We start from the raw sequence: 19,640 nt of genomic DNA, 5'->3' as shown, positions 1-19,640 counted from the left end.
CGGCTTTGCTGGATATCGGCAATGCAGGCAATTGAAAGGAACAAAATGAAGGCACTTGTAGCGGTGAAAAGGGTCGTGGATTACAACGTGAAAGTTCGCGTGAAATCCGATAAGACGGGCATGGATATCGGCGCTGTCAAGATGTCGATGAATCCATTCGATGAAATTGCGGTGGAAGAAGCGGTGCGCCTGAAGGAAGCCGGCATCATCCAGGAAGTCGTTGTCGTTTCCGCTGGCCCTTCCGCCTGCCAGGAAACTCTGCGCACGGCGCTTGCCATCGGGGCTGATCGTGCAATCCTGCTGCAGACCGATGTCGAGTTACAGCCGCTGGCAGTCGCCAAACTCCTCAGGGCGGTGTGTGACCGCGAAAAGCCGCAGATCGCCATCCTCGGCAAGCAAGCCATCGACGACGACGCGAACCAGGTCGGACAGATGCTCGCTGCGTTGTGTACCTGGCCACAGGCGACCTACGCCTCGCGTGTGCAGATCGAAGGCGGGGAGGCGGTAGTGACACGCGAGATTGACGGTGGCCTGGAAACGATCAGGATTTCGTTGCCGGCCGTCGTCACGACCGATCTGCGATTGAATGAGCCGCGTTACGTGACCCTGCCGAATATCATGAAGGCCAAGAAAAAGCCGCTCGATATATTGACGCCCGGCGACCTTAATGTGGACGTGGCGCCTCGTCTCAAGGTAATCAAAGTGGAGGAGCCGCCTGCACGCAAGGCGGGCGTCATCGTCAAAGATGCTGCCACACTGATCGATAAATTGAAAAACGAAGCAAAGGTGATTTGAATATGGTTGCACTGGTTATCGCCGAGCACGACAACACGTTCCTAAAGAGCGCGACGTTAAATACCATTAGTGCCGCTAAAGCATGTGGCGCCGACGTGCACGTCCTGGTTGCTGGCGGCGGATGCGCAGCCGTGGCATATTACGCCGCCGGCATTGCTGGCGTGTCCCGGGTGCTTGTTGCCGATGCGCCGCATCTCAAGGATGGACTTCCGGAGAACGTCGCCGCCCAAGTGCTTGCCTGTGCGGCAGACTATGCACTGATCGCCGCTCCGGCGACTGCATGGGGCAAGGCGGTGGCCCCGAGAGTGGCCGCCCAACTTGACGTGAGCCAGATTTCAGAAATTACAAAAGTCGTTGCCGCGGACACTTTCGAGCGACCCATCTATGCGGGCAATGCGATCGCGACTGTCCAAAGCGCTGAACGCATTAACGTGATCACCGTGCGCGCGACTGGCTTCGATGCCGCTCCGACTGAGGGCGGGAATGCCACGGTCGTCAATATACCCGCCGTTGAGGATGGTAAGAAGTCGGTATTTGTGTCTCGCGAGGTTTTGAAGTCCGACCGGCCCGAGCTGGGGGCGGCGAGCATCGTGGTGTCCGGCGGCCGTGGCTTGGGTAGCGGCGAAAACTATCGTAATGTCCTCGAGCCGCTCGCCGACAAACTTGGCGCCGCGTTAGGCGCGTCGCGCGCAGCCGTTGATGCTGGGTTCGTTCCAAACGATTATCAGGTCGGGCAGACAGGCAAGATTGTCGCCCCGCAGTTGTACTTCGCGGTCGGCATCTCAGGGGCGATTCAGCACCTTGCCGGCATGAAGGATTCGAAGGTAATTGTCGCGGTTAACAAGGACCCGGAAGCGCCGATCTTCCAGGTAGCGGACTTCGGTCTCGTCGGTGACCTTTTCGAAGAGATTCCGAGAGTCGTCGACCACCTCGACTAAGCAAGGCGGGTAGGTGAGTCCGCTCATCCGATGGCGGGCAGCGTGCAGCGCCAGACAGGTCCGGATACAGCTACATCGCGGGAGTCGCCATGCGCAAGGGGGAACGTACCAAGGCATCAATTCTGAAGAAGGCGTTGCAGATCGCCAATCGCGAAGGCTTGCGCGGCCTGACCATCGGTGGCCTCGCCAGTTGCATGGGCATGAGCAAGTCCGGCGTGTTCATGCACTTCGGGTCGCACGAAGGCCTGCTGGTCGAGGTACTTGCAGCGCATCACGCGGAGTTCACGGAGCGGATACTCGTGAAGTGCCTGCATGAGATGCCCGGTCTTCCCCGTCTCCGCGCAATCGTAGGCACTTGGGCCGAACATATCAACTGCACGTCGGCAGTCGGCGCGCTCTACCTGAAAGCGGCGCTCGAGTATGACTTCGAAAGCGGTGAGGTGCGGAGGCATTTGCGAAGGATCGTCACCGAGTGGCAGGAGATCCTGACACGATGCGTGCGGCAGGCATGTGAAGCCGAGCAATTGCAAGGCGTGGATCCGGAGCAGTTCGTGTTTGAACTATACGGATTGATGTATGCCATTCTTCACGAAGCTCGTTTCCTGAAGCGCCCGGACGCCGTCGCGTGTGGGATGCAATCCTTCGACCGCTTGTTGCGCAACTATTTTGGGGGTCTAGTCCATGAGGCAGAAGGCGCACATGCGTCATATGCGCAATGAAATGGCTCAGCCCTCGGCACATGACCCGATGGCGTCAAATTCTGCGCATTAGCTGCCGCCGAGCGTAGTCGGGCGCACGCTCGCTTCCATTTTCCCCGAGACCCTGACGCTTGTCACCGTGATGATACGAGGGGGCGAAAGCGCTAGGTGCAAAGACAGCGCTACGGCCGTCTTGTCACGCTGGGAAGTTGTGCCGCTAAAGAGCCGCCGACGGAGATTAAGCACATCCTGGCCAATACCGTCCGGGCAGCAGTGGTCGGTCTCAACAAGTCGTTGGCTAACGAATTCGGCAAGGACGGCATTACAGAACGGGATGGATCGCCACTGAGCGCATGCAGGATTGCCTAGACATAATGTATTGACCTGCCGCACCTCAAGCGACGCGGATTAAGCTTGAGGTTTTTCAACCCAGGCTCAGAGCCGTAATTGAGGGGGCAGGCCGTGAACGAGTTTAGCAAATACGTTGGATTGGATGTGCACAAGGAGACGATTGCGGTCGCTGTGGCGGAGGCCAACGGTGGCGAAGTGCGCTATGTCGGAGAGATTGCCAACACGCCGGAAGCGATGATCAAGCTGGTACGGCAGCTTGGCAAGGGCGGCACGAAGCTGTCGTTTTGTTATGAAGCTGGGCCGTGCGGCTATGGGGTGTATCGACAGCTGCAAGGGCTCAAGCAGGCTTGTCTGGTGGTAGCACCGTCGCTGATTCCCAAGAAGGCTGGCGACCGTGTCAAGACGGACCGACGTGACAGCTTGAGCCTGGCAAGACTGCATCGTGCTGGCGAACTGACAGCGGTCTGGGTGCCGGATGAGGAGCATGAGGGCTTGCGGGATTTGACCCGGGCACGCGAGGACATGAAGCATTTGCAGCGGCAAGCCAAGCAACGCTTGCTGGCTTTTCTGCTACGGCATGGCAAGCGTTATGACGGCAAGAGCAAGTGGACGCAGGCACATTACCGATGGCTGGAAACGGTGAAGTTCGAGCAGCCGGTGCAACAAATCGTTTTCCAGGAATATGTCGATACGGTGCTGTCATGTCACAAGCGTGTGCAAGGGCTGGACAAGCAGATTGAGCAGGTGGTTCAGGCAGCGTCGGTATGGCCTGTGATTCAGGCGCTCATGGCGCTGCGCGGAGTAAATCTGCTCACGGCAGTCACCATAGTGGCCGAGATCGGGGATCTGAAGCGATTTGCCAATGCCCCGCAGTTGATGGCGTACCTGGGCCTTGTGCCCAGCGAGTATTCCAGTGGAGGCAGCGTGCGCCGTGGTGCGATTACAAAGACCGGCAACAGCCACGTGCGACGGGTACTGATCGAGGCGGCGTGGACCTATCGGCATCCAGCACGCAAGACTGCGGTCCTGCAGCGGCGTGCCGAACACGCGCCCGAGGCGGTTCAGGAAATCGCATGGTCGGCACAAAAGAGACTGTGCCGACGGTATCGGCTCCTCGACGAAAAAGGCAAGCTCAAGGTGCAAGTCTGCACGGCGGTAGCACGCGAGTTGGCCGGGTTCATCTGGGCAGTCGGACAGACATTGCCTGCGCCACGCAGTGCAAAAACAATTTGAAGGACACGCAGATGAATAATCAGCGGGCTCACAGCAGGGCAAGCAACGGTCGGAGAACCCTCGCACCCTCTATGAGGCACCAGACCACCGGATGATCCTCGCCACTAGAGAGAGGCAGCTCCACGACGAATCTTTGTCATGCGGTAACCAACCCGCGTATATCAGACTGATCAACCGTCGTATCGCCGCCTGCTCTGCTGTGAGTCCGTTGTAATTGTAATGATGATTTTTTGAATGACCTTGACGGGTCAATACATATCAGAGGGTGTTATGAACTGGATTGGGGGTCGCGCAGCCCCGAGAACCGGCCGAATGCAAGGCGCAGCGACGCGTCGCGCCTAGCACTGCATCCGGGGGGCGCCGAGCCCTTCTCGATCGAATGCGACCCCCAATCCAGTTCATAACACCCTCTAGACCTCGTCGCGCAGGACAAAGGTGGCCAAGGAACAGCTTTGAACAGATGACCAACCAGTTGATCCCGTCCGGACGACCGGGCACGCCGGAGGAGATGGCGTCGGCTGCGGCATATCTCTGTTCCCGGCAGGCCGCCTATATCACTGGCAGCCTGATTCTGGTGGACGGAGGGCATCACCGTTCGGCGTGGTAACGCTCGCCCGCATTAGAATTGTTCCCAGTCACCGCCCACCTGCGCACTCGCGGCGCTAGCCCTCTTACGTGTTGCGACCGCGTAGCGAGTGCGCACAAGGTCATGGGATTCAGCAGGCACGGATGCGGCCGCCTGCGGAAGCGCAACGATGCTTGCACCTATCCTCGCCGCCTCCTCCCGGGACGCGGCACGCAGGTCTTCCAGCTTGAATATGCTCACCGACTTGGCCAGACTGGCCGCTTGATCCTTCATGGATTCGGTGGCCGCCGTCGCCTGCTCGACGAGCGCAGCGTTTTGCTGGGTAATGTCATCCATGTCATTAATCGCATGCGTCACCGACTCGATTCCGGAACTTTGCTCGCGGCTTGCCTCCGTAATCTCGGACATGATGCCGGCAACTTTTCCGACCGCAGCCAGGATCTCGTCCATCGTCTTGCCCGCTCGGTCGACCAGGGCGCTGCCTGTCTCGACCTGGTCGACCGAGTCGCCAATCAATTCCTTGATTTCCTTTGCCGCTTCAGAGGAACGCTGAGCGAGGCTGCGCACTTCCGCGGCGACGACCGCAAAACCGCGGCCTTGCTCGCCTGCTCGCGCCGCTTCGACCGCCGCATTGAGCGCGAGGATGTTGGTCTGGAAGGCGATGCCGTCAATGACACCGATAATGTCGGCGATGCGACGTGACGATTCCTTGATCAAGTCCATGGTCTGGATGACCTGATTCACCACATCGCCTCCTTTAAGCGCTGTCTCGCGGGCCGAATCCCCAAGCATGTTCGCCTGCTCAGCATTGCAAGCGTTCTGACGCACGGTATCGTTGAGTGCACCGATTGACCTGGCCGTTTCGCGAAGCGAATTCGCTGCGTGTTCGGTACGCGATGACAGCTGTGCCGTACCAGCAGCAATTTCGACGGAAGCGGTTGCGATCGATTCGGTGCCGCTTCGCACCTCGCCGACAATCCTGCCCAAACTTGCGTTCATGTGCTTGAGGGATTCCATCAGCTTGCCGATCTCGTCAGTCGAGCCGGTTTCGATTCGCATGCTTAGGTCGCCATCAGCAACTTTTTCAGCCAGCTGCACGGCCACAGTCAGCGGGCGCACGATTCCGATGGTCACGATGATCGCGATTCCGATTCCGATCAGGGTGGCCGCGCCGGCAAGCGCGGCCATCACGATCAGCGCCTGTCGTGTCGACGCTTCTGCCTGAATGCCGGCAATTTCCGCCTGTTTCCCCTGAAAGGTAATCACTTGGTCGACTGCGCCCACATAAGCATCGGCGAAGCCGCGAATCTCCGTCATCATCAGGCCGCGTGCCGAATCAAACTGACTTTCCTTTATCATTTGCAAAAAGCGTTGTTGCGCTTGCATGAAGTCCTGTCGCTTGGACTTGACGTACTCAAGCAGTTCTCGCCCCTCTCCGGATTTCGGCATCATTTCATCCAGTTTCTTCGTATTTTCGTCAATGAACTGGTTTCCCTGCTCAATCAGCGCGATGTCCGACTGTGCAGAATGAGGGTCACTGTTGAGAACAATATTTCGCATGTTACCGACAACGTCGGTGAGGTCGCTTTTTAAAAGGTTTGCCACCACCGTTTGCGGGAATTGAACACTGACGATTGCCGCCGTGCGTTGGTTGCTCTCAAAGAGCTGAAAGGCACCTATGCCAGTAATGGCCATCATTAGCAGGATGATGGTTCCGAAGCCAACACCCAGTCTTTGGCCAATTTTCAGATTTTTTAGTTTCACGTTTCCTCCCGCTCTTTTCATCGTTGTTTTTCGCAATCCTTGTATTCCCGTGCTCTGCGCCACCTTCGAAGAATTGCGATCCTTCAGAACCTGTAGACAGTCCTGCCAAAAAACTGATACTTTGACAGTTTATGGAGTTATTTGCCGGGCGGCAAGCGTATTTGCGGATACGGCGCAACTAAAACCTGTATCAAATAAGTTAAATAGGGGACTTAATGAGGGACGAATTCATTTCGCGGCGATCGCGGCCATGGGACGGAAAGAATGTTGGCGAACTGCTTGATCTACATCGGACCAGTGCTTCTTCCTTCCGCAGCCGCCTCACCGACGACAACAAGAACGGGCGCGTATTCGGTGGGCAACTGATCGGACAGGCGCTGCGCGCCGCACAACGCACGGTGTCAAGTGAGCGTTTGCCAAGTTTCATGCAGGTACTTTTTGCACAAGGTGCGCTGCCCCATTCACCGATTGATTTCGAAGTCTTTTCCCTGCAGGACGGAAAACGGTTCTCCAGTCGGCGCGTTGAAGCGTCACAGGAAGAACGCTTCCTGATCGAAGCGACCGCCACCTTCCAGCTACCGGCTGCTGGACTGGACCATGCGTTACCGCCACATACCAACGTGGAAGAGCCGGACAAGTTGATGTCGATGTCGGCGCTGGGGTCGTCTTCCGACTGCGAGTTCGCCAGTTTCGATTGGGGATGGTTCGAGAAGCCATGCCTTGAATTGCGCGTCGTCGAACCGCAACGCCACCTCATTTCGACCAGTTTGACCCCCCATTCCGCGCACTGGATTTGCCTGCGCGAGAGACTGGATGACGATCCGCAACTGCATGCAGCAGTCCTAGCCTATCTCAGTGACTATTGGATCAATACGGCGGCGATCACCCACCACATTCCGACCCGCGATGTCATCCCGCAGCTCTACATTGCCAGCTTGAATCATGCGATATGGTTCCACCGCCCGTTCCGGGCGGACGAATGGCTCCTGTTCTCGACGGAGAGCCCTAGTTCGCACAGTGGCCGTGGATTGACGACAGGGAGGATATATGACCAACGGCGAACGCTTGTCGCGTCCGTCGCCCAGGAATGCCTCCTTGTGCCTCGGACGGCTTCGATCAAGTGAGACAGGTAGGCGGACCGCAGCAAAGTATCGGATGCGGAAGTAAGATGAACGATCATTGAAACAGGAAAGGACCCTATGCGGCCGGATGATTATCTTGCGCATACGCCAAACAAGGCGGCGCTTATCGTTGCTGGTCGGGAGCGCGAGCGTACGCTCAGTTATGCCGAGTTGTGCAGGCGAAGCATTTTACTTGCCCGATTTTTCAAGGCGCGCGGCCTGGCGGAAGGCGACACCATTGCCATCCTTCTTGAAAACTCGGTGGAAGTGGCGGAACTGGTCTGGTCCGCACAGCGCTCTGGTCTGCGCTACACGTTAATCAATCATCATCTCCATCCGGACGAGGCGCGATACATTATTGTGGATTGCGATGCGCGCGCGCTGATCGTGTCTGCGGGCCTGGCACCGCTGGCGGAGGATATTGAATGCAGCGACGCCGGGCCATTGACCGTCCGGCTCGCTGTCGGCGGCGAAGTCCCGGGGTACGAATGCTACGAGTCCATCGTCGCTGCAACGACTGCAGTCGACCCCGATCCCGATGCGGTTGAGGGGGCAATGATGCTTTACTCATCAGGCACGACCGGGCGTCCGAAAGGGATCCGGTACATCCATCCGCGCCAGAGGTACGGGGATTTTGTAGCCGTCGAGAACCTCCTGCGGACTGCGTTCGGTATCGATGCGTCCAGTATCCTGCTGGTTGCCGGCCCGCTGTACCATGCGGCGCCGATCAGCTGGACGACGGGGGCGCAGCGGCTGGGCGCCACTACCATCGCGCTTGAAAAATACGACCCGCTCGAATGCCTGCGGCTCATTGAACACCATCAGGTCACGCATGTGCTCATGGTGCCGACGCATTTCGTGCGCCTGCTCAAGCTTCCTGACAATGAGCGCCAGCGGTATTCGACTGCATCGTTGCGCTGCGTGGTGCACGCGGCGGCTCCATGCCCGGTCGAGGTCAAGGAGCGCATGCTTGCATGGTGGGGGAAAATCATTTACGAGTTTTACTCGAGCACCGAGGCGAATGGCTTCGTCATGATCGGCCCGGAGGACTGGCTCGCGCACAAGGGGTCGGTCGGCCGGGTTGCGCAGGGAAAGATCCTGATCACAGACGAGAACGGCAACGCCCTCGGTCCTGGCGAGCCAGGACAGATCTGGTTCGAGGCAGCCGGCTCCGGCTTCGCCTATCACAAGGATGAAGCCAAGACGCGGGAAGCGTACGATGCGCAAGGGCGCAGCACGGTGGGCGACATCGGCTATGTGGACGAGGAAGGTTATCTCTACCTGACCGACCGCAAGTCGAACATGATCATCTCCGGCGGTGTCAATATCTATCCCCAGGAGATCGAAAGCCAGCTTGCCCTCCATCCCGCGGTGATCGACATCGCGGTCATTGGGGTGCCAAACGAGGAGTTCGGCGAGGAGGTCATGGCGGTGGTCGTGCGATCTGACACCGAAGATCCAGACGATGCGTTGGCCCGGGAACTGATCGAGTATTGCCGGGCCCGCATCGCGCACTATAAATGCCCGCGCAAGGTCCGCTTTGTCAGTGCACTGCCGCGTTCACCCGCGGGCAAGCTGATGAAGAGGCTGATCAACTTTTGACCGTGAGCCCGACTAACAGGACGAGCGGATTGAGTCAACTTACTTTGAAATGGAGATCGAGACATGCCTCAAGAAATCTACGACATACCGTTTAACCGGATCAACGGTGAAAGCGCATCGCTTGCGCCTTACCGTGGCAAGGTGCTGCTGCTGGTGAATGTCGCATCCCGCTGTGGACTGACGCCGCAATACGACGCACTCGAAAAACTGTTCGAAGCACGCCAATCGGACGGCCTGGTCGTGTTCGGGTTCCCTGCCAATGACTTTGGCGCCCAGGAACCGGGATCGAACGAAGAAATTGCGCAGTTCTGCAGCAGCAGCTTCGGCGTCAAGTTTCCAATGGCGGCAAAGGTCTCGGTCAAGGGACCGCAGCAGCATCCGCTATACCAGTACCTGACCCGCGCTCGGCCTGACGCCGCCTCGGCGAGCCCGGGCACGTTCCGCACCAAGCTGGAAACTTATGGCTACAAGCAGGAAAATCCGGCGGACGTACTCTGGAACTTTGAAAAGTTCCTGGTTAATCGCAAGGGCGAGGTGGTGGGGCGCTTCTCTCCCGAAGTTACCCCGGACGATGCATTGCTCAAGGACGCCATTGATACGGCGCTGGCAGAGTGAGAAGGGGGGCGCTTCGCGGCGCCCCGATGGCAACGATCAAAGTAGCTTGCCGCCGTCAACCGTGAGGCACGCGCCGGTGGTGTAACTTGAGGCGTCGGAGGCGAAGTACAGGACTGCGCCGGCCATCTCCTCCGGCTTTCCCATGCGGCGCATCGGCACTGTCGGCAGAAAGGCGTCGAGCATTTCCTTGTCCTTCAGCATGGGGGCGGCCAGGCGCGTCTCAGTGGCACCGGGGAGCAGCGCGTTGACGCGAATCTTGCTCGACGCTACTTCTGCGGCAAAGGCCTTGGTCATCGAAACCACGGCCGCCTTGCTCACCGAGTAAATCCCCTGCTGCACGATCGGACTCACCGCATTGATCGACGCAATGTTGATAATGCTTCCGCCGCCGTTCTTTTTCATCAGCTTCACCGCATGCGCGGAGCAGAAGAAGTAGCCGCGTACGTTGACGTCCAGCGTCTTTTGGAACGAAGCCGGATCGGTTTCCTCGATCGGGCCGAAGTACCGCATGATGCCTGCATTATTGACCAGGATGTCGAGCCGGCCATGACAAGCGGCGATGTCACCGAACAGTGCATCGACCTGCTCCATGCTGCCGATGTCGCACGCGCGCGCCTCCGCGCGCCCACCAGAGGCGCGGATGGATTCCGCTACCGAGCGACAGTCGTCGAGCTTGCGGCTGGACACGATCACCAGCGCGCCGTTGGCTGCCAGTGCCCTGGCGATCGATTCACCAATTCCCCGACTTGAACCGGTTACCAGGGCGATCTTTCCGCTCAGGTCAAAAAGGTTTGCATTATTCATGATGCGTGCCTCCAGGACCATCAGCAGGCCAACTGCCGGGAACGTGAGCCAGTTGCGCACAGCGCCGCGACTGCCGTATAGGCCTGGTTGACCGCATCGCCGATGCGCCCGCCACGTCGTGCGTCGCCAATGGCGACGACCGGGATGCCCGATTGCATCAGTTTTTCGGCCAGCTGGGTGTCCGGCTTACGGCCCTGAGCGATCAGCACGCAACTTGCCCTGACGGTTGAGATTGTTCCTTCCCTCGACTGCAGCGTGACGTCGCCGTTCTCGGCAATCGCGACAATGCTCGTGTTGTCAATGATACTGATCCGTTCATTACTCGCCAACCGCTTGCGCAGCACAGTACGGTACACAATCTCTGCCGATCGTGCGAGTTGCTTGGCCGGCGAGCGCGAAACGAGGACGACGCCGTACCCTCGCTCGCTCAGGTACTCTGCCGTTTCGCACCCGGTTTCGCCGCCGCCATACACCACGACCGGCCGCCCGCCGGATGCGGGAAGGACGGAAGTGTCCCCCATGAGCAGTTCGTAGGCATCGTGGACGATAGGATGGTCGATGCCGTCGATTGGCAGGCGGATGGCGCGTGCCCCCGACGCCATGACCACAATCGCTGGCTTCTCGCCTTCCAGATGCGCCAGATCTACGCGCGTGTTCAGATTCACCTTGATCGAGCTCTTGCCAATCTGCTGTTCAAGGTAGGTCTGGTACCAGGTCAGCTTTTCCTTGAACGGAGGCGCGGCCGATGCGATCAAGCCGCCGCCGAGTGTCGGGCGTGACTCGTACAATTCAGCCTTGAAGCCGGCCTGTTCGAGCATGAGTGCAGCCGCCATACCCCCCGGACCGCCGCCGACGACGACTGCGCGGGAACCGCGCAGGTGGCCCGCATCCGGAATGGCATCCATTTCGTGTCCGGTACGCGGATTCTCGGCACAGCCGATCGTGCCGTGCACGCCTGCATGGACGGCAACGCAGTAGTTGCAGGAGGTGCAGGGGCGGATACTGGATTTGTCGCCACGCTGCGACTTGTTCACCCACTCCGGGTCGGCCAGCAGCGGCCGGCCAAGCGCGATGAGGTCTGCGTCGCCTTGCTCGATTGCGCGATCGGCTGTCTCCGGCCAGCGGATCTGGCCAACGCCGATAACGGGGACGTTAACGGCTTCGCGAATTCTTCTGGCATACGGCAGACGCCAACCTTCGGGCATGTTCATCGGTTCGATCACCTTGTCCATGCCGGTCCAGCCGGTGCCGATGGAGACATGCAGCACGTCGGCGCCGGCTTCGGCCAGTTTAGGCGCGATGCGCGCCGTGTCGTCGATGGACAGGCCGTTGACACTGAATTCGTCCGCGGAGAAGCGATAAACGAGCGGCCGATCCCCGATCGCCTGCTTGACGCGCTGGATCACCCGGCGCGGAAAGTTAAGTCGGCGCTCTTCATCGCCGCCCCATGCGTCGTTGCGGTGGTTGCTCATCGGCGAGAGAAACGAGGTCAGCAGGTAGCCATGCGCACCGTGCAGTTCAAATGCGTCATAGCCCGCCTTGACGCCGAGTTCGGCAGTGCGGCCGAAGCACTCAATGATGTGATCGATCTCCGCTTCCGTCATGGCACGCGTGCTCAGCTTGCTCGGGTCCTTGGTCGAACGAATGTCGCTCGGGGCGATGGCGATGCCATCGGCAAGGAGACTGCGGATAGCGCCTTGGCCGCCATGCTGCAACTGCAGGCACGCAGCAGCCCCCGCACCCTTGATCGCTTCGACGAGACGTTGATGGCCGTACACGTGTGATTCGGATTCGAACGTCAGTTGCCGGTGTTCGGAGCGTCCGGTTGCCGCGTCGACGCAGCAGAACTCGACGACGATCATGCCGACGCCACCTTCGGCACGCGCACGGTAGAAGGCGACCTGAGCCGGGCTTACGGAACCGTCGACCATGCTCAGGTTGGTGGACATCGGTGCCATGATCGTGCGGTTGCGCAGTGTAAGGTTCCCGATCTTGAACGGACTGAACAGGTGGGGATAGGGTGTTTGTGCCATCAGGATACGCCTTAAGGTTGAAGGGGCGCGCGAATCGGGGGCCCGGGATGCTTGACAGTGCAGTGAAACGCGCTCAATATAAATGACGATATGTCAGTTTTATATAAAAGCGGACCGTCGTCAATAGGGGCATGTAAGGAAACGAACGAGGAGATGCAATGAGTGGTCGATTTGACGGAAAAATCGTGCTGGTCACCGGAGGCGGGCGGGGTATGGGCAAGGCGATCGCAAATGCGTTTGCCGACGAAGGGGCGACAGTGGTCGTGTCTGCGCGCACGCAACAGTATGGAGAAGAAGTGGTGGCGGCGATCCGCGCGCGTGGCGGCTCATCCAGCCTTGTCGGCGGCGACATTTCCGATCGTGCGGCGGTAAGGAAGATGTTCGCGGCGGCCATCGAGAACCACGGCCGGCTCGATATCGTCGTCAATTGTGCCGCCGACAATGCGCATGGCCTCGTTGCCGATATGACTGACGATGCCTATGACTACCTGATCCGAAGCAACATCCATGCGCCGTTCTGGATTGCCAAGGAAGCGCTTCCGCATTTGTCCAAATCAAAGGACAAGGGCAGGCTGATCTTCATCTCGTCGGCGACGGCTAACCGGACCTATATGCCGGGATTGATTCCGTATGCTGCGACCAAAGCCTATCTCAACGCATTCGCCCGCGGGCTGGCAGTTGAATTCGGTGCGAAGAACGTACTCGTCAACGTGGTCGAACCCGGCATGATTGCCTCGGACCGCATTCGGGACGCGCTCACCGATGCGCAGGCCGCCGCGATGTCGGCAAATTTCCCTGTGCCGCGCCCGGGCGAAACAAAGGAAATTGCTGCAGCGGTCATGTTCCTTGCCTCCAATGATGCCGCATACATTACCGGTAGCAGCATTCTCGTGGATGGCGGGGTCAGCATGGTGCCGCTGGTCGGCCTGTCGAACGTGCTGACCAAAACTTAGAGCGCACGTCTTCTCCAATGAGCATGCACCGTACAGACGCGATTGTGCTGCAGCAAGAGGTGGCGCCGCATGTGTTGCTGGTGACATTGAATCGACCGGACAAGCGGAACGCGATGAATGTCGCTATGGCGCGTGCGCTAGCCACCATTGTCAAGCGTGTCGAGGAAGATCGGGCTGTTCGCGTAGTGGTGCTCACGGGGGCAGGGAATCGCGCTTTCTGTGCGGGTGCTGATCTTGCCGAAATTGCCGAAGGCAGGGGCGGCGAGATCGCGATTGGCGCTGACGGCCTCGGTGGGATGGTCTTCGCCGAGCGTCGCAAGCCGTGGATTGCTGCAGTGCGAGGCGCCGCACTTGGCGGCGGACTGGAGCTCGCGCTCGCCTGCGACATGATCGTCGCCGCAAGGGATGCAGTATTCGGTCTTCCCGAAGTCACCCGTGGCCTCATCGCTGCTGCTGGCGGCGTCTACCGTCTCACGCACTGTCTCCCTAGAAACCTGGCATTGGAGGCCTTGGCGACCGGCGAATCCTTCAGCGCCGCGGACGCGCATCAGTACGGGATGATTAACCGGCTGGTGCCCGACGAGGGCGTCGTCGAATGCGCGGTACAGCTGGCCAGCCGCATTGCCGGCAATCCGCCTATGGCCGTCGCGGAAAGCATCCGGATTGCCCGGAATGCCGCCCACTGCACAGAAACCGAGTTGCGGACCATGATGGATGTCGCGGCCCGTCGGTTGTGGGAGTGTGGCGAGGCGCGTTCGGGCATTGACGCGTTCATCGGACAAGGCGTGCCGGCAACATCCGGAAGTCGCCGTCACGGAAACGGCGGCAGCCGCAAGAAGTAGGCTGAACGCCGAATATTTCTAGAAAATTACGCGTGACAAGGATGTTCACCATGGTATGATAAAAACTGACTGTTTAACAGTTTTTGGGGCGGGCGAGATGAGGCCCTTGCCAACTTGTTCAATTCGACTATTTTCAGCACGATGACTTCAGCCCGACCACTTCCGCAATTGACCGACTTGAACAGGTTCTTCTGGACGAGCGGTGCCGACGGCAAGCTGCGGATGCAGCGTTGCCGGGATTGCGGACACTGGATCCATCCGGCCGGCGCGATGTGCCCGGAATGCCTGAGCCGCAACATAGCACCCGAGGAAATGGCGGGCACCGGGACAGTCGAGGCCGTGACGCTGAACTACCAGCCGTGGATTCCCGGCATCGATGTGCCCTATGCGATTGCGATCGTCAGCCTGGACGAACAGCAGGGGCTGAACCTGACAACTAACATCGTTGGCGTCCCGCCCGAGTCGGTACAGATCGGGCAGCGTGTGCGCGTGGTGTTCGAAGCGGTGGAGGACGTGTACCTGCCGCTATTTACCCCGATTACCAATTAAAGAGATGGAAATGAATCAGGAAATCGACGAATACGAAATGATCCGCGACCAGGCGCGGCGCTTCCTTGACGACGCCATGCATCCGGAACATCTTAAGACCTTGCTTGAAAACCCGGGGTCGTTCGACAGGAAACACTGGGGCAGTGCGGTCGAACTCGGTTGGACCGCCGTTTCAGTTGCAGAAGAGCATGGCGGGCTCGGGCTCGGCTGGCGTGGCGTTTGCGTGCTGGCCGGAGAGCTGGGGCGCAAGGCTGCATCGCTTCCGCTTGTGGCAAGCGCGACGGCCGCTGATCTGCTATTCGCCGATGCGACGAATGCACTCGCCCAAGAGTACGCGGGCACGCTGGTCAATGGTGAGCGCTTCGCCTGCTTGGCTCTTGCACAGCCGGGCGAAGCAGGACTGGCACGTGCACCGACCGTCCGGATGGTTGACGGACGGTTGACTGGCAAGACGGCGGTAACCGCATTTGCTGCCACGGCCGATGTGGCCGTGGTGCCGGCCTCATTTGCTGGCACAGTCTGCCTGACACTCGTGACACTGGATCAGCCGGGAGTCAAACGTGATGTCGCGCCGGTGGTCGATAACAGTCGCGCCGCAGCCGTACTCGAATTCAGCTCCGCCAAAGCGCTGCTGCTGGCAACGGGTGCCATCGCCATCGAAAAAATCTGGCGCGCAGCCAGTCTCGGCGCGCTTGCGACCGCATTCGAGCAGGTCGGCGGCGCGCAGGCGTGCCTGGAAATGGCGCGCGACTATGCGCTGGAACGCAAGGCGTTCGGACAGCAGATCGGCCGTTTTCAGTCTATCAAGGCGAAGCTGGCCGACATGTACGTGCGCATCGAGATGGCACGGGGATGCGCACTTGACGCCCTCGCGGCTCTCGAGGCCGGGGAACAGGGATGGCTCGGATTGGCGGCATCGGCCCGCGTCGGCGCTATCGACGCTTACGAAGTGGCTGCGCGCGAAAACATCCAGACACATGGCGCCATCGGCGTCACTTGGGAAGCGATGCCGCACCACCATTACCGCCGGTCGCGTTCGCTGGCCCTCGAACTGGGCGCGACCGTCGCCTGGCGCGAGCGCCTCCTTGCCGAAGTCGGTTTAGACGCCGTCACAGAATAAGGAGCCGGCATGAGTCATGGACAACAACAAGATTTGCGTGCGTACCGCGAACGGGCAGTGGCATGGCTTGCTACGCATGCGCCGAAATTCTCCGGTGCGGCGCGGCGCGGCCTGACATTCGAGCAGGATCTTTCGCTAGCACGTGCCTGGCAGGCACTGAAGGCCGATCATGGATATGCAGGAATCACGCTGCCGAAGGAATATGGCGGTGCCGGTTGCACGGAGCTCGAAAAGATCGTGTTCTGCGAAGAAGAGATGCGCTACGACCTGCCGCTCGCATACTTCGGCGTCAGCTTGAGCAATCCTGTACCCATCATGCTGCGGCACGCGCCGGAGGAATATCGGCGCCGTCTCGGCCCGCCGGCCATCCGCGGCGAACAGATCTGGTGCCAACTGTTTTCGGAACCTGCCGCCGGCACCGACCTCGCCGCGCTGCGGTTGCGGGCGGAGCGCAAGGAAAATGGCTGGTTGTTGAATGGACAGAAGGTGTGGACAAGCTGGGCCCAGATTGCCGACTGGGGCGTGATCATCGCCCGTACCGACCCAAGTGTTCCCAAGCATGCCGGCCTCACGTACTTCTTTGTCGACATGAAGTCGCCCGGCATCACCGTGCGCCCGATTCGCCGTCTGGTCGATGACCCGGACCTGAATGAAGTGTTCTTCGACAACGTGTTTGTGCCGGACGTACAGCGTCTCGGCGGGGTCGGCGAAGGCTTCAAGGTGGCTGTCGAGACCCTGATGATCGAACGTTATGCGGTGACGGATGAGTCCGGCTATGGACCGACGCTGGAAGCCTTCGTGGAGCTAGCCCGTCGCTCAAGAATCAACGGTAAGCCCGCGCTCGAGGATGGCGAGGTGCGTGCGGTCGTGGCGCAGGCATTCATCGAACGCCAGGGCTTGCGGTCGATTCACCGGCGTGCCATTACTGCCATGGCGGCCGGCAAGATGCCTGGCCCGGAGGGCGCCATCCGCAAGCTGCTGCTTGGACGGACGCGACAGCGCCTGGGCGCGCTCGCCCTGGACATGATGGGCGCGGACGGTCTGCATTACAGCCCCGGTGCGTCGCCCATCACCGACTTCGCCCGCTCCTGGATGGATCCAAGCCTGCGCATTGCCGGCGGAACGGACGAAGTGCTGGTCAATACGCTGGCCGAACGCATACTCGGCCTCCCCCAGGATTACCGGCCGGACAAGGGGCTGCCTTTCAACCAAAGCTGACAAACGCCGTATCTGGAGAGTTTCATGAATTTCGATATCGACCCCGCGGACATTGCGTTCCGCGATGAGGTGCGGGAGTTCCTGCGCGAAAACGTGCCGCCGGATATGGCCGAACGCACACGCAGCGGTTTCCATTTCCTCCGGGAGGACCAGCGCGCATGGACCAAGATCCTGAACAAGAAGGGGTGGTCTGGACAGAACTGGCCGAAGGAATGGGGCGGCACTGGCTGGTCACCGGTGCGCCAGTTCATTTTCGAGGACGAGTGCTTCGCGGCGGGCGCGCCGTTCATCGATACCGCTGGTTTCAAGATGATCGGTCCGGTCATCATGACCTTTGGCAGCGAGGAGATGAAACGCGAGTTCGGCCCCCGTATCCTGAACGCCGACGTGTTTTGGGGGCAAGGTTTCTCTGAGCCGAACGCCGGTTCTGATCTGGGTTCGCTGTCCACCAGGGCAGTGCGCGATGGCGATGAATATGTGATCAACGGCCGGAAGATCTGGACCTCGTATGTCGAGACGGCCGACATGATCTTCCTGCTTGCCAAGACCGACCCGGAAGCGCGGCAACGCGGCATTTCGATGCTGCTGGTGGACAAGGATGCGCCGGGCATTACGATTCGTCCGATCATCGACATCGGCGAGGGGCATAGTCTGAACGAGGTATTCTTCGATGACGTGCGCACACCCGCACGCTATTTGGTGGGCGAGGAGGGAAAGGGTTGGACGTACGCCAAGTATCTGCTCGACTTGGAGCGTGCATTTAGTGCGGAATGGCCCCGCAACAAGCGTAACCTGGCGCAGCTGAAGGCAATGGCGAGTCGTGAGCGCGCTAATGGCGAACGGATGATCGATTCTCCCGGTTTTGCCGCACGCTTGGCCCAATTGGAGATCGACCTGCACGCACTGGAGTGGCTGACCTTGCGCGCCCTGTACGACAAAGCGGGTGGCAGCAAGTTGCCCGTCGGATCGCTCTTGAAAGTGCGCGGATCCGAGCTACTGCAAAAGATCGGCGAGATGCAGGTCGAAGTGCTGGGCGACTATGCGTCCTACTTCTATGCAGACCCCTACCGCGGCACCGGCAAGAAGGTCGAATGGCCATCCGGACCGGAATACGCGCCAGGGGTCGTCGCCGATTTCATGTATCGACGTGCCACAACGATCTACGGCGGCGCTAACGAGGTGCAACGGACCATCATTGCGCGGTCTTTCTTGGAGCTTTAAGTATGGATTTCCAACTGACTGAAGAGCAGCAGATGCTCAAGGATAGCGCCCGACGCTTCCTCGAAGAAAACTGCGTGTTCGAACAACGTCAACGCTTGATTGACAAGGGCAGTTTCGACACGACGCGCTGGAATGTGGTGGCCGAACTGGGCTGGCTCGGTATGTCACTTCCCGAGCAATACGGCGGTCTTGGAGGCTCCGCAATCGAAACTGCGATCCTGATGGAAGAGATGGGACGGGTCCTGTTCGTGGAACCGTACTGGGCGGTCGGCGTCTTGGCCGCGCAGACGATCCTCGCTTCAGGCGACGCTGCGAGGGCGAGTGAAATCCTGCCCTTAATTGCTGCAGGTGAAGCGCGGCCCGTGCTTGCGCATGGCGAAGCCGAAGCACACGGGGTGCTCGAATTCGTCGCGACGCAAGCGAAATCGGCGGGGCCTGGCAGCTGGCGGCTTTCCGGCAACAAGACGCTGGTCGTTGGCGGCAACGTCGCCGATCGCCTGATCGTCTCCGCACGCACGTCCGGATCGATATCCGATCGTCACGGCATCACCCTGTTCTTGATCGACCGTAACGCGCCAGGCGTTCAGATCCGTGACCTGCGCTTAATTGACAATCGTTGGGCAGCCGACATTCAGCTGTCCGATGTGAGTGTATCCCGCGCCAATGTCCTGGGCGAAGTTGATCAGGCATGGAATGCGCTGGACGAAGGCTACGCGCACGCACTAGTCGGATTGTGCGCCGAGTCAATTGGCATGATGGAGAAGGCGCTGTGGATCACGCGGGATTATCTGAAGATCCGCAAGCAGTTCGGCACAACGCTGAGTACCTTCCAGACGCTGCAGCACCGGATGAGCGAAATGCTGATTGAGGTGGAACTGGCGCGCGGAATGCTGCACAAGGCGCTCTCGGCCATGAGTGCGCCCGCCGAAGAGCGGCGCCGTGCCTTGTCAGTCGCTAAAGTGCATGTGGGGCGTAGCGGCACTTTCGTGTGCGGACAGGCGATTCAGTTACACGGCGGCATCGGCGTAACAGAAGAGTATGTAATTGGACATTACTACAAGCGCATGACGACGATCGAGAATGCACTCGGGACGTCTCACTTTCACTTGCAACAGCTTGCCGAGACTCTACGCGCGGAAGCGGCTTGATACGACCACCGGATACGATGGGGCAGTGCATGTGACACCGTCTTATCCG

The 19,640-nt window shown here is 59.7% G+C and carries 18 protein-coding genes; 15 read left to right on the top strand and 3 right to left on the bottom strand.

Features of this window, described 5'->3' with window-relative positions; all coding sequences use genetic code 11:
* The first annotated feature begins 45 nt into the window (after positions 1-45).
* From AC3WOY_RS25780 to AC3WOY_RS25760, 5 genes are all read left to right on the top strand, one after another.
* The gene (locus AC3WOY_RS25780; protein WP_492429054.1) at positions 46-795 is read left to right on the top strand and encodes an electron transfer flavoprotein subunit beta/FixA family protein; all 750 of its coding nucleotides are present in this window, start codon (positions 46-48) and stop codon (positions 793-795) included.
* A gap of 2 nt (positions 796-797) precedes the next feature.
* Positions 798-1,733 carry an electron transfer flavoprotein subunit alpha/FixB family protein gene (locus AC3WOY_RS25775; protein WP_492429052.1) on the top strand — a complete coding sequence of 312 codons (936 nt, stop codon included), beginning with the start codon at positions 798-800 and terminating at the stop codon, positions 1,731-1,733.
* A gap of 89 nt (positions 1,734-1,822) precedes the next feature.
* Positions 1,823-2,452 carry a TetR/AcrR family transcriptional regulator gene (locus AC3WOY_RS25770; RefSeq protein WP_492429050.1) on the top strand — a complete coding sequence of 210 codons (630 nt, stop codon included), beginning with the start codon at positions 1,823-1,825 and terminating at the stop codon, positions 2,450-2,452.
* A gap of 441 nt (positions 2,453-2,893) precedes the next feature.
* Positions 2,894-4,015 (top strand): IS110 family RNA-guided transposase, encoded by a 1,122-nt coding sequence (locus AC3WOY_RS25765; RefSeq protein ID WP_492422126.1) that lies wholly within the window; start codon positions 2,894-2,896, stop codon positions 4,013-4,015.
* Between the two features lie 379 nt (positions 4,016-4,394).
* On the top strand, positions 4,395-4,622 hold the full coding sequence (locus AC3WOY_RS25760) for an SDR family oxidoreductase (protein WP_492429048.1): 228 nt from the start codon (positions 4,395-4,397) through the stop codon (positions 4,620-4,622).
* A 12-nt stretch (positions 4,623-4,634) separates the two neighbouring features.
* Here AC3WOY_RS25760 and AC3WOY_RS25755 read toward each other — a convergent pair whose 3' ends face one another.
* Positions 4,635-6,365 (bottom strand): methyl-accepting chemotaxis protein, encoded by a 1,731-nt coding sequence (locus tag AC3WOY_RS25755; RefSeq protein WP_492429046.1) that lies wholly within the window; start codon positions 6,363-6,365, stop codon positions 4,635-4,637.
* Positions 6,366-6,580: 215 nt separating this feature from the next.
* Here AC3WOY_RS25755 and AC3WOY_RS25750 point away from each other — a divergent pair, with 215 nt between their 5' ends.
* The 3 genes from AC3WOY_RS25750 to AC3WOY_RS25740 all read left to right on the top strand — a co-directional run bounded on the left by AC3WOY_RS25750 (position 6,581) and on the right by AC3WOY_RS25740 (position 9,703).
* Positions 6,581-7,489: an acyl-CoA thioesterase gene (locus tag AC3WOY_RS25750; protein ID WP_492429044.1), complete on the top strand. Its 909-nt coding sequence runs from the start codon at positions 6,581-6,583 to the stop codon at positions 7,487-7,489.
* A gap of 75 nt (positions 7,490-7,564) precedes the next feature.
* Positions 7,565-9,088 carry an AMP-binding protein gene (locus tag AC3WOY_RS25745; protein ID WP_492429042.1) on the top strand — a complete coding sequence of 508 codons (1,524 nt, stop codon included), beginning with the start codon at positions 7,565-7,567 and terminating at the stop codon, positions 9,086-9,088.
* A gap of 63 nt (positions 9,089-9,151) precedes the next feature.
* Positions 9,152-9,703 carry a glutathione peroxidase gene (locus AC3WOY_RS25740; RefSeq protein ID WP_492429040.1) on the top strand — a complete coding sequence of 184 codons (552 nt, stop codon included), beginning with the start codon at positions 9,152-9,154 and terminating at the stop codon, positions 9,701-9,703.
* Positions 9,704-9,739: 36 nt separating this feature from the next.
* Here AC3WOY_RS25740 and AC3WOY_RS25735 read toward each other — a convergent pair whose 3' ends face one another.
* Both AC3WOY_RS25735 and AC3WOY_RS25730 read right to left on the bottom strand, forming a co-directional pair.
* Positions 9,740-10,507, bottom strand: a complete 768-nt coding sequence (locus tag AC3WOY_RS25735) for an SDR family oxidoreductase (RefSeq protein ID WP_492429038.1) — start codon at positions 10,505-10,507, stop codon at positions 9,740-9,742.
* Positions 10,508-10,527: 20 nt separating this feature from the next.
* Positions 10,528-12,540: an oxidoreductase gene (locus AC3WOY_RS25730; protein WP_492429036.1), complete on the bottom strand. Its 2,013-nt coding sequence runs from the start codon at positions 12,538-12,540 to the stop codon at positions 10,528-10,530.
* Between the two features lie 158 nt (positions 12,541-12,698).
* Between AC3WOY_RS25730 and AC3WOY_RS25725 the strand changes: the two genes are divergently transcribed.
* From AC3WOY_RS25725 to AC3WOY_RS25695, 7 genes are all read left to right on the top strand, one after another.
* A complete protein-coding gene (locus tag AC3WOY_RS25725) occupies positions 12,699-13,493 on the top strand; it encodes an SDR family NAD(P)-dependent oxidoreductase (protein WP_492429034.1) in 795 nt (264 codons plus the stop codon).
* A 23-nt stretch (positions 13,494-13,516) separates the two neighbouring features.
* Positions 13,517-14,335: an enoyl-CoA hydratase/isomerase family protein gene (locus AC3WOY_RS25720; RefSeq protein ID WP_492429032.1), complete on the top strand. Its 819-nt coding sequence runs from the start codon at positions 13,517-13,519 to the stop codon at positions 14,333-14,335.
* 177 nt (positions 14,336-14,512) lie between these two features.
* A complete protein-coding gene (locus AC3WOY_RS25715; protein ID WP_492429030.1) occupies positions 14,513-14,884 on the top strand; it encodes a Zn-ribbon domain-containing OB-fold protein in 372 nt (123 codons plus the stop codon).
* Between the two features lie 10 nt (positions 14,885-14,894).
* On the top strand, positions 14,895-16,004 hold the full coding sequence (locus tag AC3WOY_RS25710; protein WP_492429028.1) for an acyl-CoA dehydrogenase family protein: 1,110 nt from the start codon (positions 14,895-14,897) through the stop codon (positions 16,002-16,004).
* A 9-nt stretch (positions 16,005-16,013) separates the two neighbouring features.
* Positions 16,014-17,222 carry an acyl-CoA dehydrogenase family protein gene (locus AC3WOY_RS25705; protein ID WP_492429026.1) on the top strand — a complete coding sequence of 403 codons (1,209 nt, stop codon included), beginning with the start codon at positions 16,014-16,016 and terminating at the stop codon, positions 17,220-17,222.
* A 24-nt stretch (positions 17,223-17,246) separates the two neighbouring features.
* Entirely contained in the window at positions 17,247-18,443 is a 1,197-nt protein-coding gene (locus tag AC3WOY_RS25700) for an acyl-CoA dehydrogenase family protein (protein WP_492429024.1), read from the top strand.
* A 2-nt stretch (positions 18,444-18,445) separates the two neighbouring features.
* Positions 18,446-19,591 carry an acyl-CoA dehydrogenase family protein gene (locus AC3WOY_RS25695; RefSeq protein ID WP_492429022.1) on the top strand — a complete coding sequence of 382 codons (1,146 nt, stop codon included), beginning with the start codon at positions 18,446-18,448 and terminating at the stop codon, positions 19,589-19,591.
* Positions 19,592-19,640 lie beyond the last annotated feature (49 nt).

The sequence above is a fragment of the Noviherbaspirillum sp. FW303-A3 genome, assembly GCF_058788695.1.
The sequence above is the reverse complement of the archived record's forward strand: the minus strand, read 5'-3'. Positions and strand labels throughout refer to the sequence as shown.

Excerpts from the sequence above, each read along its gene's own strand:
- AC3WOY_RS25780 (WP_492429054.1), top strand. The coding sequence starts at position 46 with ATGAAGGCACTTGTAGCGGTGAAAAGGGTCGTGGATTACAACGTGAAA.
- AC3WOY_RS25775 (WP_492429052.1), top strand. The coding sequence starts at position 798 with ATGGTTGCACTGGTTATCGCCGAGCACGACAACACGTTCCTAAAGAGC.
- AC3WOY_RS25770 (WP_492429050.1), top strand. The coding sequence starts at position 1,823 with ATGCGCAAGGGGGAACGTACCAAGGCATCAATTCTGAAGAAGGCGTTG.
- AC3WOY_RS25760 (WP_492429048.1), top strand. The coding sequence starts at position 4,395 with ATGCGACCCCCAATCCAGTTCATAACACCCTCTAGACCTCGTCGCGCA.
- AC3WOY_RS25750 (WP_492429044.1), top strand. The coding sequence starts at position 6,581 with ATGAGGGACGAATTCATTTCGCGGCGATCGCGGCCATGGGACGGAAAG.
- AC3WOY_RS25745 (WP_492429042.1), top strand. The coding sequence starts at position 7,565 with ATGCGGCCGGATGATTATCTTGCGCATACGCCAAACAAGGCGGCGCTT.
- AC3WOY_RS25740 (WP_492429040.1), top strand. The coding sequence starts at position 9,152 with ATGCCTCAAGAAATCTACGACATACCGTTTAACCGGATCAACGGTGAA.
- AC3WOY_RS25735 (WP_492429038.1), bottom strand. The coding sequence starts at position 10,507 with ATGAATAATGCAAACCTTTTTGACCTGAGCGGAAAGATCGCCCTGGTA.
- AC3WOY_RS25730 (WP_492429036.1), bottom strand. The coding sequence starts at position 12,540 with ATGGCACAAACACCCTATCCCCACCTGTTCAGTCCGTTCAAGATCGGG.
- AC3WOY_RS25725 (WP_492429034.1), top strand. The coding sequence starts at position 12,699 with ATGAGTGGTCGATTTGACGGAAAAATCGTGCTGGTCACCGGAGGCGGG.
- AC3WOY_RS25720 (WP_492429032.1), top strand. The coding sequence starts at position 13,517 with ATGCACCGTACAGACGCGATTGTGCTGCAGCAAGAGGTGGCGCCGCAT.
- AC3WOY_RS25710 (WP_492429028.1), top strand. The coding sequence starts at position 14,895 with ATGAATCAGGAAATCGACGAATACGAAATGATCCGCGACCAGGCGCGG.
- AC3WOY_RS25705 (WP_492429026.1), top strand. The coding sequence starts at position 16,014 with ATGAGTCATGGACAACAACAAGATTTGCGTGCGTACCGCGAACGGGCA.
- AC3WOY_RS25700 (WP_492429024.1), top strand. The coding sequence starts at position 17,247 with ATGAATTTCGATATCGACCCCGCGGACATTGCGTTCCGCGATGAGGTG.
- AC3WOY_RS25695 (WP_492429022.1), top strand. The coding sequence starts at position 18,446 with ATGGATTTCCAACTGACTGAAGAGCAGCAGATGCTCAAGGATAGCGCC.